The sequence below is a fragment of the Clostridioides difficile ATCC 9689 = DSM 1296 genome (assembly GCF_001077535.1).
Classification (GTDB): domain Bacteria; phylum Bacillota; class Clostridia; order Peptostreptococcales; family Peptostreptococcaceae; genus Clostridioides; species Clostridioides difficile.
The window spans coordinates 339,159-357,091 of record NZ_CP011968.1; the positions used below are offsets into that span (position 1 = coordinate 339,159).

Genomic DNA, 17,933 nt, shown 5'->3' on the forward strand with positions numbered 1-17,933 from the left:
GTATGTGTGGAGTTTTAGGGATTTACTCTAATAAAGATGTAACTAAAGAACTATATTATTCTTTATATTCTATGCAACACAGGGGGCAAGAAAGCTGTGGTTTAGCTCTTTTAGATGATGGAGAAATTAAGTACAAAAAAGATATGGGATTAGTTGGAGATGTTTTTAAGGAAAATGAATTATCTAAGTTAAAAGGAAATATAGGGATTGGACATGTTAGATATTCAACAGCTGGAGGAAGTCATGTTTCTAATTGTCAACCTTTAGTTGGAAGTTGTAGAAAAAGACAATTAGCCATAGCTCATAATGGAAATCTAGTTAATGCAAATTATTTAAAAGATATGCTAGAAGAAGATGGATATATGTTCCAAACTAATTCAGATACAGAAGTGATTTTATATATACTTGCTAGATATTACAAAGGGGATATAGTAGAAAGTTTAAAAGTGACAATGGATTATATAAAAGGTGCATATGCTCTTGTAATAATGAGTCAAGAAGAATTGGTTGCAGTTAGAGACCCACATGGATTCAGACCTCTTGTACTTGGTAAAAAGGGTGATGAATATATATTTGCATCAGAAAATTGTGCAATAGATATACTTGGCGGAGAAGTTATAAGAGATGTAGAGCCAGGAGAGATAATAGTAGTCAAAGATGGAGAACTAAAATCATATTTTTATTCAGAAAATTATAAACCAGTTAAGAAAAGTTGTATATTTGAACACATATACTTTGCAAGAAATGATGCAACTATAGACAATGTAAATGCATATGAATTTAGAATTAAATGTGGTGAGAGATTAGCTCAGAATGAAACTGTAAAGGCAGATATGGTAGTTCCAGTTCCAGATTCAGGTTGGCCAGGAGCTATTGGTTATGCAAATGCTAGTGGATTAAAAATAAGTGAAGGCTTAGTTAAAAATAGATATGTAGGAAGAACATTTATAAAACCTACACAAGAAGAAAGAGAAATAGCAGTAAAAATAAAATTAAATCCTCTTTCAACAATAATAAAAGGAAAATCTATAATTTTAGTAGACGACTCAATTGTAAGAGGAACTACATCTAAACAATTAGTAAAATCTTTAAGAGAAGCAGGAGCAAAAGAAATTCATCTTAGAATAACTTCTCCTCCAGTAGCTTACTCTTGTTACTATGGAATAGATACTCCAAATCGCTCTAAATTAATTGCATCAAGTAACAACGTAGAAGAAATGAGAGAATATATTGGATGTGATAGTTTAAAATTCCTAGATATAGAAGGAATGTTAGATGCAACAGAACATAAGTCTACTTTCTGTAAAGCTTGTTTTGATGGAGAATACCCAGTTAAGAAAATTGATAAGGAGGAACTACTTTCATGTTAACATATAAAGAATCAGGTGTAGATATAGATGAAGGAAATAGAGCAGTAGACCTTATAAAAGGTAAAATAAAAGGAACTTATGATGGAAATGTAGTTGGAGATTTAGGTAACTTCAGTGGATTATACAGTTTAAAAGATTTTGTAGGTATGAAAGAACCAGTTTTGCTTGCATCTACAGATGGTGTTGGGACTAAGTTAAAAATAGCTCAGATGATGGACAAGCATGATACTGTTGGAATAGATTTAGTTGCAATGTGCGTGAATGATTTAATTTGTCAAGGAGCAAAACCATTATTCTTCCTTGACTATATAGCTCTTGGGAAATTAGTGCCTGAGCATATAGAAAAAATAGTTGGTGGAATTGCAGATGGTTGCAAAATGTCTGGTTGTGCACTAATTGGTGGAGAAACTGCTGAAATGCCTGGAATGTATGGAGAAGATGACTATGATTTAGCAGGATTTTCTGTGGGAATAGCAGACAAAGAAAAGATTGTTTCTGGAAACAATGTTAAATCAGGAGATGTATTGGTTGGTATATCTTCAAGTGGAGTACACAGCAATGGATTTTCTTTTATAAGAAAGATATTTTTAGAAACTTACAATTATAAAATGGAACAATATGTTGAAGAACTAGGAATGACAGTTGGAGAAGCACTTTTAACACCAACTAAAATATATGTTAAATTAGCTTTAGATGTATTAGCTAAACATGACATAAAAGCTATAGCTCACATAACTGGTGGAGGGCTTATAGAAAATATAACAAGAGTTATACCTAAAGGGTTAGGACTAGATATCAATAAAAAATCTTGGGAGAAGCCTCCTATATTTAAAATGATAGAAGGTTTTAATGCTGTTGATGAGAGAGAACTTCATAAGAGTTTTAACATGGGTATTGGGCTAGTTTTAATAGTAGATAAAGAAAATGCTGATGATGTTGTAAACTTTATAAATAATAGAGAAAATGACAATGCTGATTATGTAGATAAAAAATATAGTGAATTATTAGAAGATAAAGCTTATATAATTGGTGAAGTAGTAGATAGTCATGAAGGTGTAGAATTATGCTAAATATAGGAGTTTTAATATCTGGTGGGGGAACAAATTTACAAGCAGTTATAGATGGTACTGAGTCTGGAGAAATAAAAGGTCAGGTTAAAGTAGTTATCTCAAGTAAGCAAGGTGCTTATGGGCTAGAGAGAGCTAAAAATCATAACATAAAAGCAATTTGTGAAACTGATGAAGACAAGATAATAGAAATTCTTAAGGAAAATAAAATAGATTTAGTAGTTTTGGCTGGTTATTTAAAAATAATCAGCCCAAAGCTGGTTAATGAGTTTAGAAACAAAATGATAAACATACATCCATCATTAATTCCTTCATTTTGTGGAGCTGGATTCTATGGAGAAAAAGTTCATCAAGGTGTTATAGATTACGGAGCTAAAGTAACTGGTGCTACAGTTCATTTTGTTGATGAAGGTGCTGATACTGGACCAATCATAATGCAAGATGTAGTTAAGGTAAATCAAGATGATGATGCAAAGACACTTGCAAAAAGAGTGTTAGAAGTTGAACATAGGATTTTAAAAGAAAGTATAAGTCTTTTTTGTGAAAATAAAATAAAACTTCAAGGTAGGAGAGTGTTTATAAATGAGTAAGAGAGCTTTAATAAGTGTAACTGACAAGACTGGTGTAGTGGAATTTGCTAAAGAGTTAAATAAATTAGATTATGAAATTATATCTACAGGAAATACATTTAAAACATTAAAAGAAAATGGTGTTAATGTAATGCAAGTTGAAGATGTTACAAATTTTCCAGAAATATTAGATGGAAGAGTAAAAACATTAAATCCATATATACATGGTGGTATACTTTATAAAAGAGATAAAGAATCTCATGTAGAAACTGTAAATGAACACAAAATACATTCAATAGATTTAGTAGCTGTAAATCTATATGATTTTGAAGGAACTTTAAAAGCTGGAAAAAGTCATGATGAAATAATTGAAAATATAGATATTGGTGGACCATCTATGATACGTTCTGCTGCCAAAAACTATAAGGATGTAATAGTAGTAGTAGATATAAAAGATTATGATTCTATAATAGAAAAATTAAAAACAGATACAATGACATTAGAAGACAGAAAAAAATTATCATATAAAGCTTTCTCAACTACAGGAAGATATGATGCGTTAATATCTAGTTATTTTGCTGGAGAAGTTGGAGATACGTATCCTGACATATTAAATTTAACTTTCCAAAAAGAACAAACTTTAAGATATGGAGAAAATCCACATCAAAATGGTTTCTTATATTCACAGTCAAATGCAAAAAATCCAATCTTAAATTATGAGCAATTAGGCGGTAAAGAACTTTCTTTTAACAACTTAAATGATTTACATGGATGTTTAGAAGTAATGAGAGAATTTAAAGATAGTGAAGAAGTAGTTTCAGTAGCTATAAAACATGCTAATTCATGTGGGGTAGGGTTAGGAAAAGATGCTTTTGAAGCATATACAAAATGTTATGAAGCGGATAAGGTTTCAATATTTGGAGGAATAGTAGGAATAACTTCTACTATAGATAAAGCTACAGCAGAGAAATTAAATGAAATATTCTTAGAAATAGTAGTAGCATATGATTTTGAACCAGAAGCTTTAGAGATACTTAAACAAAAGAAAAATCTAAGAATATTAAAATTAGCTAAAATAGAAAATAGTTTACAACCATATGAAATGAAATATTTAGATGGAAAATTATTGATACAAGATAGAAACAATATATTAGCAGAAAAAAGTGAAAATGTAACAAAGGAAAAACCAACAGATGCACAACTTAAGGACATGGAATTTGGTATGAGAGTAGTAAAAAATATGAAATCAAATGCAATTGCAATAGTAAAAAATGGACAAACTCTAGCTTTAGGTTGTGGACAAACATCAAGAATTTGGGCATTAAAAAATGCTCTTGAAAATAACAAAGATAAAGATTTTACAGGAGCTGTTTTAGCGTCAGACGCATTTTTCCCATTTGATGATTGTGTAACATTAGCTCATGAATATGGAATATCAGCAGTAGTTCAACCAGGTGGCTCTATAAAAGATAAAGATTCAATAGAAGCTTGTGACAAGTATGATATGGTTATGGTATTTACAGGAATAAGACACTTCAAACACTAAGGAGGATATTATGAAGATATTGGTTGTAGGCGGTGGCGGAAGAGAGCATGCTATATGCTGGAAACTAAGCAAAGAAAAAAATGTAGAAAAAATTTATTGTGCACCAGGTAATGCAGGAATTGCAAACGTAGCAGAATGTGTAAATATAGGTGATACTAATATAGAAGAACTTTTAAAATTTGCCAAAGAAAATGAAATAGGTCTGACAATAGTAGGACCAGAAGTACCACTAGTTATGGGAATAGTAGATGAGTTTGAAAAAGAAGGATTAAGAGTATTTGGACCTAATAAAAAATGTGCTCAACTTGAAGGAAGTAAAGCTTTTTCAAAAGAATTTATGATAAAACATAACATACCTACTGCAAAATATAAAGAATATACAAACTTAGAAGAAGCTATATCAGAAATAGATAGTTTTGGATATCCAGTAGTAATAAAAGCGGACGGATTAGCTGCTGGAAAAGGTGTTGTAATACCTGAAAATAGAGAAGATGCTATAGCAACTTTAAAAGAAATGATGTCAGATAAGAAGTTTGGAGCTGCTGGAGATAAAATAGTAATTGAAGAGTTTTTAAAAGGAATAGAAACTTCAATTCTAGCATTTGTAGATAATGATACAATAGTTCCTATGGCAAGTGCAAAAGACCATAAAAAAGTAAACAACTATGAGCAAGGTCCAAACACTGGGGGAATGGGAACTTTTTCACCTAGTGAAATATATACAGAAGAATTAGCAAATAAAGTAAAAGAGACAGTATTAGAAAAAACTTTAGAAGGCTTCAAAAAAGATGGACTTAATTTTAAAGGTATTTTATTTGTTGGTCTTATGATAACTGAAGATGGAGAAAAAGTACTTGAATATAATGTAAGATTTGGAGACCCTGAGACACAATCTGTTTTATTTAGATTAGAAACAGATTTACATGAGATAATGGAAGCTATACTAGATAATAAGTTAAAAGATATAGAAATAAACTATAGTGATGATGAAGCTGTGTGTGTTATGCTTACATCAGGAGGGTATCCAGACAGTTATGAAAAAGGGAAAATTATAACTGGTCTTGAAAACTTGGATGATGATATAGTAGTATTCCATAGTGGCACTAAGATGTTTGATGGTAATTTGGTTACCAATGGAGGAAGAGTAATTGGTATAACTGCAAAGTCAACTACAGTTAAGGATGCAGCAGAAAAAGTTTATGAAAACATAAAGAAGATAAACTTTGAAGGAATGCACTATAGAACAGACATAGGAAGATAATTTTTCTAAAATGGAGGATAAGGTATGTTGAATACTGAAAATAAAGACTCAATGGTTAGAAGAGTATTAGTTGAAAAAAGAGAAGGTTTTGACCTTGAGGCTAAAGCTTTAAAAAAAGACTTAGTAGAAAGTTTACACATAGATAATATAGAAAATTTAAGAATATTAAATAGATATGATGTAGAAGGAATATCAGAAGAAGTTTATGAAAATGCAGCAAAGACAATATTCTCTGAACCAAATTTAGATGTAGTATATTATGAAGAAATACCAAAATTAAATGATGAAAGAGTATTTGCAATAGAATTTCTTCCTGGTCAATACGACCAAAGAGGTGATTGGGCAGCTCAATGTGTACAAATTGTAAATCAAGGGATAAGACCTGCTATTAATACAGCAAAAGTTTATATATTATCAGGCAAAATAACTGATGAAGAGTTTTCTAAAATAAAAGATTACTGTATAAATCCAGTAGATAGTAGAGAAGCATCTTTAGAAAAACCAGAAACGTTAAAAATGGAAACTGAAATACCAACAACAGTTGAAGTATTAGATGGATTTATAGATTTAGATGAAAATGGATTAAAAACATTTGTAAGTGAAAAAGGATTAGCAATGACTTTAGGAGACTTACAACACGTTCAAAAATACTTTAAAGATACAGAAAAGAGAAATCCAACTATAACAGAAATAAAAGTATTAGATACTTATTGGTCTGATCATTGTAGACATACTACTTTTATGACTGAAATAGAAAATGTAAAGATAGAAGATGGTAAGTTTAATGATATAGTAAAAGAAGCGTATCAAATGTATCTTAACTCAAGAGACAATGTATATGTGAACAGACATAAAGATATATGTTTAATGGATATAGCCACTGTTGCAGTAAAAGAATTAAAGAAAAATGGGAAATTAAATGACCTAGATGAAAGTGAAGAAATAAATGCATGTAGTATAAACGTAGATGTTGAAGTTGATGGTAAGATGGAAAAATATCTAGTAATGTTTAAAAATGAAACTCACAACCATCCAACTGAAATAGAACCATTTGGTGGAGCAGCTACTTGTTTAGGAGGAGCTATAAGAGACCCATTATCAGGAAGAAGTTATGTTTATCAAGCAATGCGTGTTACAGGAAGTGCTGACCCAAGAACGACTTTAGAAGATACTTTACCTGGAAAACTTATGCAAAGAAAAATAACTACAGAAGCTGCTCATGGATATAGTTCATATGGTAACCAAATAGGTCTTACAACTGGGCAAGTTGCAGAAGTATATGATGAAAACTTTGTTGCAAAGAGAATGGAAATAGGTGCAGTTATAGCAGCAGCACCAAAAGAGAATGTAGTAAGAGAAAGACCTGAAGCAGGAGATGTAATCGTTCTTCTTGGAGGAAAAACAGGAAGAGATGGCTGTGGAGGAGCAACTGGTTCATCTAAAGAACATAGTGAAGAGTCAATCTTAACTTGTAGTGCAGAAGTTCAAAAAGGAGATGCTCCTAACGAAAGAAAAATACAAAGATTCTTTAGAAATAAAGAAGTTGCTCAAATGATAAAAAGATGTAATGATTTTGGAGCAGGTGGAGTTTGTGTTGCTATAGGAGAGATTGCTGATAGCTTAGATATAAACTTAGACTTAGTTCCTAAAAAATATGATGGACTTGATGGAACTGAGCTTGCAATTTCAGAGTCACAAGAGCGTATGGCAGTAGCCATAAAAAAAGAAAATAAAGATAAATTTATACAATTAGCAGTAGAAGAAAACTTAGAAGCTACACATGTAGCTACAGTAACAGATACAGGATATTTAAGAATGTTCTGGAATGGAAAAGCAATTGTAGATATAAATAGAGAGTTTTTAGATACAAACGGAGTAAAACAAACTACTGATGTTCATGTTACTAAAGTAGATGAAGAAAATACATTCTTTAGCTCTAATGAAATAGTAAAAGATGTTAAGTGTGCAAGTATGAAAGACAAGTTTACAAAAGTACTATCTGACCTTAATGTTTGTTCTCAAAAAGGATTAGTAGAGATGTTTGATAATACAATTGGTGGTAATACAGTCCTTATGCCATTTGGAGGAAAGTATCAAGCGACTCCAACACAAGGTATGGTTGCTAAGATACCAGTACTTGGAGGAGAAACTAATACTTCTACAATAATGACTTATGGATACAATCCAAAGGTAGGAAAATGGAGCCCATTCCATGGTGCCTTATATGCAGTAGTAGAATCTGTGTGTAAATTGGTTGCTATTGGAGGAAATTATAGTACAACAAGACTTACATTCCAAGAGTATTTTGAAAAACTTGGTAACAATCCAGAAAAATGGGGTAAACCATTCTCAGCACTTTTAGGAGCATTTTATGCACAAAGTAAATTTGAGATACCTGCTATAGGTGGAAAAGACAGTATGTCTGGTACATTTAAAGATATTGAAGTTCCACCAACATTAGTTTCATTTGCTGTTGACACAGTAGATGCGAAGAAAGTAGTATCTCCAGAATTTAAAAAAGCAGACTCAAAAGTAGTAATGTTATGTGTAAACAAGGCAGAAAATGATGTTGTAGATTTTGAGGAATTAAAGAGAAACTTAGATAAAGTAAGAGAACTTATACATGGAAATAAAGTTTTATCAACATATGCATTAGGATTTGCAGGTGTAGGTGAAGCAATAAGTAAAATGGCTTTTGGTAATAAAATAGGATTTAAGTTTAGTGAAGAGGCTGAAAAAGCATTTACAGATGATAAATTATTTGAGGCTAGTTATGGAAATATAGTACTTGAATTAGCAAATGATGATTTAAGTATGTTAGAAGGATACAATTATGTTGTGCTTGGAAGTACAGTTAAAGAAGCTAGTATATTTATCAAAGGTGAAGAACTTGCATTAGATGAATTATATAAAGCACATTGTAGTACTTTAGAGCCTATATTCCCAACTAAAACAGAAGAAGTAAAATCAAAGATAGAAACTATAAGTTATATATCACAAGGAGAAGCTAAAAAATCATCATTAAGTATAGCTACTCCAAGAGTATTTATACCAGCATTCCCTGGAACAAACTGTGAATATGACTCTGCAAGAGCATTTGAAAGAGCAGGAGCTAATGCAAGTATAAGAGTATTTAAGAATTTAACTTATAAAGACATAGAAGATTCTATAGATACAATAGTAAACGAAATAAAATCTTCTCAAATAATAATGTTACCAGGTGGATTTAGTGCTGGTGATGAGCCAGATGGTTCTGGTAAATTTATAGCTACTGTATTTAGAAATCCTAGAGTGCAAGAAGCTATAAATGAATTTTTAACTCAAAAAGATGGACTAATGTTAGGTATCTGTAATGGATTCCAAGTATTAATTAAATTAGGGTTAGTTCCATATGGAGAAATAAGAGTTCCAAGTGAAAGTGCTCCAACACTTACTTACAATAATATTGGTCGCCATCAAGCTAAGATTGCTAGAACTAGAATTTCATCTAATAAATCTCCTTGGTTAGCTCAAACTAATGTTGGAGATATTCATAATATAGCAATTTCTCATGGAGAAGGTAAGTTTGTTGCCAGTGAAGATGTTATGAGAGAATTAATTGCTAATGGACAAGTAGCAACTCAATATGTTGACTTTAATAATGAAGCTACTTATGATATTGAGTTTAATCCAAATGGTTCATTCTATGCTGTTGAAGGTATAACTAGTGCTGATGGTAGAGTGTTTGGTAAAATGGGACATTCTGAAAGAATTGGTGAGGAAGTATATAAGAATATTATAGGTGAAAAAGACCAAAAGATATTTGAATCTGGAGTTAAATATTTTAGATAAAGCTTTGATGTTTAATTGATAGCTAGAATATATAATTTAGATATTTAGATTTAAAGAGATGTAATAATATGATGATAATCATTTAATATTACATCTCTTTTTTATTTATCTAAGAAATAATAAGTTCAACCTAAGTTAAAATACAAGCTGTGTTATAATTAATTATTAAGTAAAATTGAATATTTATTGGAGGGCAACATAATTAATGAAAATATTAATAACAGGGTCTAATGGTCAATTAGGAAAAGAATTGGTTAACCAATTAGAAGCAATTAATCAAAGTATAAACCAACCAAAATATGTTATATTAGCTACAACAAGAAGTGATTTGGATATATCCAATCAGACTAATGTAGATAATTTTATTTTGCATAATAAACCTGATGTAGTTGTAAACTGTGCAGCATATACAAAGGTTGATGCATGTGAAGATAATATCGAAATTGCATACAAAATAAATGCTTTAGGAGTGAGAAATCTAGCAATAGCATCAGAAAAAGTTAATGCTAAGCTTATTCACATATCAACTGACTATGTATTCAATGGTTTTTCTAAATATCCATATAGGGAAGACAATAAAACTGAACCCAATTCTGTATATGGAAAAAGTAAACTTATGGGAGAAAAATTTGTTGAACAATTCTCACATAAGTACTTTATATTGAGAACAGCATGGTTATATGGTAATGGGAATAATTTTGTAAAGACCATGATAAAACTTTCTTTAGAAAATAAAGAGGTTAATGTGGTTAATGACCAGTTTGGAACTCCAACAAGTACAGTAGACTTAGCAAAAATTATAATAAGAATCATGGAAACAGAACATTATGGAGTTTATCATGCTACATGTGAAGGTGAGTGTAGTTGGTATGATTTTGCCAAAAAGATATTTAAACTAAAAAATATAGATATAAAAGTAAATCCAATTAAGAGTAACGAATTTAAATGTAAGGCTCCAAGACCACTATATTCTGTATTAGATAATTTTATGTTGAAGTTAATTGGTTTAAATTCTTTTAGAAAGTGGGAAGAATCCATTGAAGAATATTTAGAAAGATATGATATAAATGAAAAGTAAATGTATTATTTTGAGAAAAGAAAATAAGATATTATAAAAAATATAAATATTTCTTTTATTTATCCGATAATCATAATATGACAAAAACAAATTTAAGGATGGAAAAAGATGAAAGGAATTATTTTAGCAGGAGGGTCTGGTACAAGACTATATCCTATAACAAAATGTATATCAAAACAAACACTTCCAATATACGATAAACCAATGATATATTACCCTATGTCGGTTCTTATGTTGGCAGGGATACAAGATATATTAATAATATCTACACCAAGAGATATAAAAGCATTTGAAGAATTATTTGGAGATGGAAGTTCACTAGGGATTAACATAACATATGCAATTCAGGAGAAAGCAAATGGAATTGCAGAAGCGTTTATAATAGGAGAAGAATTTATAGGAAATGACAGAGTGTCTCTTGTATTAGGGGATAATATATTTTATGGATATGGATTTAGTGAAAGGTTGGAGAATGCAGTTAAAAGAAAAGGAGCAACTATATTTGGGTATCATGTAAGTAATCCAAATTCGTTTGGAGTTGTAGAATTTGATAAGGATTTTAATGTATTGTCAATAGAAGAAAAACCTACAGTTCCTAAATCTAATTATGCTATACCAGGATTATATTTTTATGATAATGATGTTGTAGAGATAGCAAAGCTAGTTGAACCGTCAGATAGAGGTGAATTAGAAATAACCTCTATAAACAGTGAATATCTAAAACGAGGAAAACTAAAAGTGGAACTTCTAGGAAGAGGTATGGCTTGGCTTGATACTGGTACACATAAAGGTCTATTAGATGCTTCTAATTATGTTGAAGTGGTTCAAACAAGACAGGGATTGTATATAGCATGTTTAGAAGAGATTGCATATACAAAAGGATATATAAGTAGAGAACAATTAATGAAACTAGCCAAGCCACTGATAAAAACTGAATATGGTCAATATCTATTAAAATTGGCTAGTGAAGATATGTAATATGGTAGATAAAATTTATTATAAATTTTATTAAGGGAGTTTATTATAATGGGAAAAATCAATGTTATAAAGACTAAAATAGAAGGATTATATATAGTCGAACCAAATGTATTTTATGATGAAAGAGGATATTTTATGGAAAGCTATAATAAAAAGGATTTTATAGAGCAGGGTCTTGATATGTGTTTTATTCAAGATAATGAGTCTAGCTCAAGAAAAGGCGTTTTAAGAGGAATGCATTTTCAGGTTAAATATCCTCAAGGAAAATTAGTCAGAGTTACAGAGGGAGAAGTTTTCGATGTTGCAGTTGATTTAAGGAAAGATTCACAAACATTTGGGAAATGGGAAGGTGTAATATTGTCTGATAAGAATAAAAAACAATTTTATATTCCAGAAGGGTTTGCACATGGATTTTTAGTTTTATCAGAAAAAGCAGTATTTAGTTACAAATGTACAAATTATTATTACCCAGAATTTGAGAATGGTTTTATATGGAATGATAAGCAAATATCTATTGAGTGGCCTTTAAAAGGAATTGAAGAAATATTTTTATCAGAAAAGGACAAAAAACAAAAAAGTTTTAAAGATATTTGTACAAGACGTTAATAAAAATTTATTAGAATTAACATTTAGGAGAAAAAATATGAAAAAAATACTGATAACTGGAGGAGCAGGATTTATTGGGAGTAATTTTATACATTATATGCTTAACAAGTATGTAGATTATTTTATTGTTAACCTAGACTTGTTGACTTATGCTGGTAATTTAGAGACATTAATAGAAATACAAGACAATTCCAATTATAAATTTGTTAAAGGAGATATTTCAAATAGGGAGCAGGTGTATAAGCTATTTGAAGAAGAAAGGTTTGATATAGTTGTTAACTTTGCCGCTGAATCTCATGTAGATAGGTCAGTTGAGAATCCTGATTTATTTATTAAAACAAACATTATAGGAACACAAGTACTTTTAGATGCATCTATAAAATATGGAGTTAAAAGGTATCATCAAATATCTACAGACGAAGTGTATGGTGATTTACCAATTGATAGAAAGGATTTATTCTTTACAGAACAATCTTCTATCAATCCAAGTTCTCCATATTCAGCTTCTAAAGCATCAGCAGATTTATTGGTAAATTCTTATTATAGAACATATGGATTGTTAACAACTATATCTAGGTGTTCCAACAATTATGGGCCATATCATTTTCCTGAAAAATTGATTCCTCTTATGATTTTAAATGCTTTGGAAAACAAACAATTGCCAGTATATGGGAATGGGGAAAATGTAAGAGATTGGTTACATGTATATGACCATTGTACTGCTATAGACTTAATAATACATAAAGGAAATATAGGGGAGATTTACAATATAGGAGGTCATAATGAAAGAAGTAATCTAGAAGTAGTAAAAGTGATATTAAATCTTTTAGGTAAATCTGAAGAGTTAATATCCTATGTAAATGATAGACCTGGTCATGATTTAAGATATGCTATTGATGCAACTAAAATAGAGAATGAGTTAGGTTGGAAGGCAAAATATGACTTTGATTTGGGTATAAAAGAAACTGTTAAGTGGTATATAGAAAATGAATCTTGGTGGAAAGCTGTTTTATCAGTATAACTTTAAAATTTAGAAAGGGGCGTTTTATATTGAATGAGATAAGTTCACTAATTAATATATTAGCATTGACTCAATTATCTGGTAGTAATACTACAAATCAATGTAATTGTACATATAATAATTCATCTGGATTTGATATGATTATGATGACCTTGTTAAAAGCATTATCACAAAATAATCAACATACTTCTAATAGCTACAATTTATTGTCTAATTCTGAGAATTTATTTAATGAACTTGATAATGTAGTAAATAATACCACTAGTAGATTTATAGATGTTGATACAAAAGATAAAAATGTAAAGTTGAGAATTGAAAATGCTGTAGATCAAGCATCAAAAAAATATAACGTAGATTCAAATCTTATAAAAGCAATAATTAAAGTTGAATCAGATTTTAATCCAAATACCGTTTCTTCTGCTGGTGCTAAGGGTCTTATGCAACTTATGCCAGAAAACTGCAGAGACTTAGGAGTTACAGACCCTTTTAATATAGAACAGAATATAGATGCTGGAACTAGACATATTAAGGAATACATTGATATGTTTGGAGGGAGCATAGAAATGGGATTGATGGCATATAATGGTGGTCCTGGAAGAATGAAAAGTAGAGGAGTAGAATCAATCTCTGACCTGTATAAAATGCCAAAAGAAACACAAAATTATATTCCTAAGGTTATGAAATATTATAGAGGGTAGGCTTTATTATGGGAATAAATATAGATAAGCTAAACATAAGTCCAAGTATAAATATGGAGGTTAAAAAACTAAAAGAGAGTAATAAATTTTCTGACAAATTAAACTCTTTAAAACAATCTTCTTCATTGGAAGATATAAAACGAAATTTGGAAAGTGTAAAAAAGGCAGGAGAAAGGCTTGTACTTACTCAAAACTATGGCGATATTAGTATATATAAAAATGCAGTAAAAGAATACCTAAAATCTGTTGTAGATAATATGTATTCACTTGATAAAAATAGTAGCTTTTGGGAGCATCAGTATTATAAGAATGTAAAGATTGTTGATAGTAAACTTGAGGATATGACTAGTAAGTTAATTAGTGAAGAAAAAGAAAACATAGATATTGTTTCTACTGTTGACATGATACAAGGCTTATTGATAGATATGTATAGATAAGGTTATACAAGGAGAAAAATTTTATGAATAGCAAAAAAGAGGATATATATGAATTGAATTTTGGGCAATTAATAGAAGAAAAATCTGGTGTTATAGAAGAAAATCAAAATGTTTTTAATGCAAAAGTAAATGTAGCTGTTTCTATAGGAAATACAACAGAAACAATAAAAAATATATTAGATTTAAAAGAAGGCTCTATAATAAAATTAAGTAAGAATGTGGATGAAAAATTAGATATATATGCAAACGATAGATTGTTTGCTTATGGAGAAAGCATTATTACAAATGAGAGGTTATCTGTAAGATTATCTAAAATAGAAGATCCAGATGTAAATTAGCATTTTAAATAGTATCCCTTTAGGCTATTCTGTATGAGTTTAGCTAAGGGGATATTTTTATAAAAAATTTAAAATATGTGTGAATTATATAAATATTTTTATTTTATGAGCGATAACTAAATTATAAGTATGTAATTTTGGAGGTGAAACTATGGATATTAAAAATGTAAGTTCAAACATTGTAGTGAATAATTATTTAAAGAATACATCTGGTATAAAAAAAGTGGAAGAGGTTAAAAAAATTAATAAAACAGACAAGATAGAGTTATCTAAATTTGCAAAGGAAATGGCAAGTGTGTCAAATATGAGTGATGAGAATATTAGAAATAAAAAAGTCGATGAAATAAAAAATGCATTAGAAAATGGAACTTACAAAATAAAACCAAAAGAAATTGCGAAAAAAATGATAGAGGATATGCGAGGATAAAGTCATGATTACAGACTTAAAAGTTATAATATATGAAGAAAAAAATATAATTAGTAAGATGATGGAATTATTAAAAGAACAATTTGATTATATAGTTGAAAAAGACTTAGAAAATTTAAATATGTTAAATCCTAAACTAGAAGATATTAGCAGGGAGCTTGCATCCATAGAAATAAAGAGAAGACAACTTTTTGGTGATGATATTTCAATGAGTGAAGTTGTTGAAAATAGTAATGATGGATACTTAAAAGAAATATATACAGACTTGAAACACATTCTTGCTTTAGCTAAAAATCAACAAGAATCAAATGATTCTCTAATAAAGAAAGAACTTATTTTTACGAAAAAAATGATTAATTTCATAAAACCAGCTGATAAGAAAACTACAACTTATAATTCTTATGGAAATATTAGAAAATAAATATTAGGAGGAGAAATATGGCAGGATTATTTTCCATTTTAAATACAGCTAATTCAGGAATGAATGCGCACCAAAAAGCAATACAGACAATTTCTCATAATATAAGTAATCTAGATACAGACGGTTATTCTAGGCAAAGGACCGAGTTTGCCACAAATAGTCCAATGTATATGCCTAGTTTGAGTAATTCAATTGCAAGAGGACAATTAGGGACTGGAGTACATGTAACGGATGTAACAAGAGCTAGAAATAGTTTTTATGATTACCAATTTAGGGCAGAAGCTCATAAGTATGGTAAGACAGTTTCAAAATATGATTATTACAATACTATAGAAACTATACTAAATGAACCATCAGACTATGGAATATCTGCAGGTATAGATGATTTTTTTAAAGGATGGGAGTCATTATCAAAGGATATAAATAGTGACAGTAAAAAAAGTCTAGTGGTAGAAAACGCATCTAATTTAGCAACTTTAATAAGTGAAAGTTATAAGAAGCTTGATAAGTTAAAAGAAGATATAGATTCTAATATAGACACTGAGATAAAACAAATAAATGACATGTTAAAAAGTCTTGAAGATTTAAATAAATCTATTGATATTATATCTGGTTCTGGCTCTACACCAAATGATTTACTTGATGAAAGAGATAGAATTTTAGATAACTTGAGTTTTAAACTAGACTTTGAAAATAGTGATGTTAAAAATATGCTTGCAGATGGTAAATTAGAACTTAATGAATTAAAAAATCCAGATGGAACTTGGAAAACAGGTATATCAGGGACCTTACAAGGCTTGTTTGAAATGCATGGTAAGATTGATACATATAAAAGCGATTTAAAAGATGTATCTGATGGATTAGCTAAACAGATAAATGATGTTTATAATACGTCTGCAGGAATAACAGTAACAGATTTTTTTATAACTTCAAATGTAGATGGTGAAGATATTATAAAGATAAATCCAGCTATAAAGAGTAACCCAAATGAATTAAAGCTTACTGCTGATGAAGCTTCAAAAATTGCTAAGTTAAAGGATGAAAAAATAGATATTGGGGTGGCTGGTGGAAAAGTAAGTACAATAAGTGACCACTATAAAGCCTTTGCAGAATCAATCGGTTTAGATTCTCAAAAAGTAAATCAAGATGAAGCAAATCAACGTAAAATTATAAATAATATTGATAACTCAAGAATGAGTGTTTCAGGTGTATCTTTGGATGAAGAAATGACAGAGCTTATAAAAATACAACGTTCATATCAAGCTAGTGCAAAAGTTATGTCAACAGCTGTGCAACTACTGGATGTTGTAATAAATGGAATAATTTAATAGAAGGGGGAATTTATAATGAGAGTCAGTACAGGTATGATGTCTAGCAGCTATCTAAACTCACTACAAGATAATCTACAAAGATTGGATAAGGTTAATAGACAAGTTAATACAACAAAAGAAATAAACAAGCTATCAGATAATCCATATAAAGCAATAAAGATATTAAACTCAAAAAGTGAAATAAAGACTATGGAGACTTATGTTGAGAATTGTAAAGATACAGGGAATTGGTTAGAAACTACTGATACTGCATTAGATCAGCTTGGAAAATTATTATCAGACATAAAGAAAACTTTGGTGGCAAGTGGTGATGGTGCATACTCAGATGATGAATTAAAGACTCTTAGTAATGAAACTAATGAAAAAATGAAAGAAATTGCAAATGCTTTAAATGCAACACATGAAGGGAAGTACATATTTTCAGGTTCAAATACGGGGGTACCACCTGTTGAATGTATAGATAATGCTGATGGTTCAGTGAGTTTAAAGTTTAATTCTAGTCTAAATCTTAATAAATTAAATGACTCTTTGAGTATGGATATAGCTCAAGGAATAAGTGTAGATTATAACGTTAAATTGAGTAGCCTTGGATTTGACCCAACAAAAACTGACCCATTTGAAGAGTTAAATAACATATCAAAAAAATTAGCAAATCCAGATGCTGATGCTATAAAAGAGCTTACAACAACTTGTTTGGGCGATATGGAACAACTAATAGAAAATACAGTAAATGTTAGGTCTATATATGGGACAAAAGCAAATACAGTAGAGGCTATGAAGGAAAAAAACGATGATAGTTTGATACAGTTAAAGGATATTTTGTCACAAAATGAAGAAATAGATTATGGTGAAAAACTTGTTCAATTAAAGGCAGCAGAGTTAACTTATCAAGCTTCACTACAAACAGGAGGAAAGTTATTTAATGTATCTATATTAGATTACATATAATAAAAT

General features: G+C 29.8%; 17 protein-coding genes. All 17 read left to right on the forward strand.

Annotation, left to right across the window (positions count from 1 at the left end; translation table 11 throughout):
* Nucleotides 1-2: 2 nt before the first annotated feature.
* The 17 genes from purF to flgL all read left to right on the forward strand — a co-directional run bounded on the left by purF (nt 3) and on the right by flgL (nt 17,927).
* Nucleotides 3-1,370 (forward strand): amidophosphoribosyltransferase, encoded by a 1,368-nt coding sequence (purF, locus tag CDIF1296T_RS02065; RefSeq protein ID WP_003425288.1) that lies wholly within the window; start codon nt 3-5, stop codon nt 1,368-1,370.
* Nucleotides 1,364-2,440 (forward strand): phosphoribosylformylglycinamidine cyclo-ligase, encoded by a 1,077-nt coding sequence (purM, locus tag CDIF1296T_RS02070; RefSeq protein ID WP_009895312.1) that lies wholly within the window; start codon nt 1,364-1,366, stop codon nt 2,438-2,440. Before purF ends, purM begins: the two co-directional genes overlap by 7 nt.
* The gene (gene purN / locus CDIF1296T_RS02075) at nt 2,434-3,027 is read left to right on the forward strand and encodes a phosphoribosylglycinamide formyltransferase (protein ID WP_009895314.1); all 594 of its coding nucleotides are present in this window, start codon (nt 2,434-2,436) and stop codon (nt 3,025-3,027) included. The genes purM and purN overlap by 7 nt, the downstream gene beginning before the upstream one ends.
* On the forward strand, nt 3,020-4,552 hold the full coding sequence (purH, locus tag CDIF1296T_RS02080; protein ID WP_003436063.1) for a bifunctional phosphoribosylaminoimidazolecarboxamide formyltransferase/IMP cyclohydrolase: 1,533 nt from the start codon (nt 3,020-3,022) through the stop codon (nt 4,550-4,552). The genes purN and purH overlap by 8 nt, the downstream gene beginning before the upstream one ends.
* A 10-nt stretch (nt 4,553-4,562) precedes the next feature.
* Nucleotides 4,563-5,813: a phosphoribosylamine--glycine ligase gene (gene purD / locus CDIF1296T_RS02085; RefSeq protein WP_003436062.1), complete on the forward strand. Its 1,251-nt coding sequence runs from the start codon at nt 4,563-4,565 to the stop codon at nt 5,811-5,813.
* Nucleotides 5,814-5,837: 24 nt separating this feature from the next.
* Nucleotides 5,838-9,644: a phosphoribosylformylglycinamidine synthase gene (locus CDIF1296T_RS02090; RefSeq protein ID WP_009895317.1), complete on the forward strand. Its 3,807-nt coding sequence runs from the start codon at nt 5,838-5,840 to the stop codon at nt 9,642-9,644.
* Nucleotides 9,645-9,849: 205 nt separating this feature from the next.
* On the forward strand, nt 9,850-10,722 hold the full coding sequence (gene rfbD, locus CDIF1296T_RS02095) for a dTDP-4-dehydrorhamnose reductase (RefSeq protein WP_009895318.1): 873 nt from the start codon (nt 9,850-9,852) through the stop codon (nt 10,720-10,722).
* 108 nt (nt 10,723-10,830) lie between these two features.
* Nucleotides 10,831-11,700 carry a glucose-1-phosphate thymidylyltransferase RfbA gene (gene rfbA / locus CDIF1296T_RS02100; RefSeq protein ID WP_009895319.1) on the forward strand — a complete coding sequence of 290 codons (870 nt, stop codon included), beginning with the start codon at nt 10,831-10,833 and terminating at the stop codon, nt 11,698-11,700.
* Nucleotides 11,701-11,748: 48 nt separating this feature from the next.
* Nucleotides 11,749-12,306 carry a dTDP-4-dehydrorhamnose 3,5-epimerase gene (rfbC, locus tag CDIF1296T_RS02105; protein WP_003436058.1) on the forward strand — a complete coding sequence of 186 codons (558 nt, stop codon included), beginning with the start codon at nt 11,749-11,751 and terminating at the stop codon, nt 12,304-12,306.
* A gap of 37 nt (nt 12,307-12,343) precedes the next feature.
* Nucleotides 12,344-13,327 (forward strand): dTDP-glucose 4,6-dehydratase, encoded by a 984-nt coding sequence (rfbB, locus tag CDIF1296T_RS02110; RefSeq protein ID WP_009895320.1) that lies wholly within the window; start codon nt 12,344-12,346, stop codon nt 13,325-13,327.
* Nucleotides 13,328-13,356: 29 nt separating this feature from the next.
* On the forward strand, nt 13,357-14,025 hold the full coding sequence (locus CDIF1296T_RS02115) for a lytic transglycosylase domain-containing protein (protein ID WP_009895321.1): 669 nt from the start codon (nt 13,357-13,359) through the stop codon (nt 14,023-14,025).
* Nucleotides 14,026-14,033: 8 nt separating this feature from the next.
* Nucleotides 14,034-14,462, forward strand: coding sequence for a YaaR family protein (locus tag CDIF1296T_RS02120; protein WP_003436052.1), 429 nt, complete (start codon nt 14,034-14,036; stop codon nt 14,460-14,462).
* A 23-nt stretch (nt 14,463-14,485) separates the two neighbouring features.
* Nucleotides 14,486-14,800, forward strand: a complete 315-nt coding sequence (locus tag CDIF1296T_RS02125; protein ID WP_003436051.1) for a FliM/FliN family flagellar motor switch protein — start codon at nt 14,486-14,488, stop codon at nt 14,798-14,800.
* Nucleotides 14,801-14,951: 151 nt separating this feature from the next.
* Entirely contained in the window at nt 14,952-15,227 is a 276-nt protein-coding gene (gene flgM, locus CDIF1296T_RS02130) for a flagellar biosynthesis anti-sigma factor FlgM (protein ID WP_003436049.1), read from the forward strand.
* Between the two features lie 4 nt (nt 15,228-15,231).
* On the forward strand, nt 15,232-15,648 hold the full coding sequence (locus CDIF1296T_RS02135) for a flagellar protein FlgN (protein WP_009895322.1): 417 nt from the start codon (nt 15,232-15,234) through the stop codon (nt 15,646-15,648).
* Between the two features lie 17 nt (nt 15,649-15,665).
* Nucleotides 15,666-16,976 carry a flagellar hook-associated protein FlgK gene (flgK, locus tag CDIF1296T_RS02140; protein ID WP_003436045.1) on the forward strand — a complete coding sequence of 437 codons (1,311 nt, stop codon included), beginning with the start codon at nt 15,666-15,668 and terminating at the stop codon, nt 16,974-16,976.
* Between the two features lie 18 nt (nt 16,977-16,994).
* Complete coding sequence (flgL, locus tag CDIF1296T_RS02145) at nt 16,995-17,927, forward strand: flagellar hook-associated protein FlgL (RefSeq protein ID WP_003436043.1); 933 nt, start codon at nt 16,995-16,997, stop codon at nt 17,925-17,927.
* Nucleotides 17,928-17,933 lie beyond the last annotated feature (6 nt).

Coding starts and splice junctions, on each gene's coding strand:
- purF (WP_003425288.1), top strand. CDS start 3: ATGTGTGGAGTTTTAGGGATTTACTCTAATAAAGATGTAACTAAAGAA.
- purM (WP_009895312.1), top strand. CDS start 1,364: ATGTTAACATATAAAGAATCAGGTGTAGATATAGATGAAGGAAATAGA.
- purN (WP_009895314.1), top strand. CDS start 2,434: ATGCTAAATATAGGAGTTTTAATATCTGGTGGGGGAACAAATTTACAA.
- purH (WP_003436063.1), top strand. CDS start 3,020: ATGAGTAAGAGAGCTTTAATAAGTGTAACTGACAAGACTGGTGTAGTG.
- purD (WP_003436062.1), top strand. CDS start 4,563: ATGAAGATATTGGTTGTAGGCGGTGGCGGAAGAGAGCATGCTATATGC.
- CDIF1296T_RS02090 (WP_009895317.1), top strand. CDS start 5,838: ATGTTGAATACTGAAAATAAAGACTCAATGGTTAGAAGAGTATTAGTT.
- rfbD (WP_009895318.1), top strand. CDS start 9,850: ATGAAAATATTAATAACAGGGTCTAATGGTCAATTAGGAAAAGAATTG.
- rfbA (WP_009895319.1), top strand. CDS start 10,831: ATGAAAGGAATTATTTTAGCAGGAGGGTCTGGTACAAGACTATATCCT.
- rfbC (WP_003436058.1), top strand. CDS start 11,749: ATGGGAAAAATCAATGTTATAAAGACTAAAATAGAAGGATTATATATA.
- rfbB (WP_009895320.1), top strand. CDS start 12,344: ATGAAAAAAATACTGATAACTGGAGGAGCAGGATTTATTGGGAGTAAT.
- CDIF1296T_RS02120 (WP_003436052.1), top strand. CDS start 14,034: ATGGGAATAAATATAGATAAGCTAAACATAAGTCCAAGTATAAATATG.
- CDIF1296T_RS02125 (WP_003436051.1), top strand. CDS start 14,486: ATGAATAGCAAAAAAGAGGATATATATGAATTGAATTTTGGGCAATTA.
- flgM (WP_003436049.1), top strand. CDS start 14,952: ATGGATATTAAAAATGTAAGTTCAAACATTGTAGTGAATAATTATTTA.
- CDIF1296T_RS02135 (WP_009895322.1), top strand. CDS start 15,232: ATGATTACAGACTTAAAAGTTATAATATATGAAGAAAAAAATATAATT.
- flgK (WP_003436045.1), top strand. CDS start 15,666: ATGGCAGGATTATTTTCCATTTTAAATACAGCTAATTCAGGAATGAAT.
- flgL (WP_003436043.1), top strand. CDS start 16,995: ATGAGAGTCAGTACAGGTATGATGTCTAGCAGCTATCTAAACTCACTA.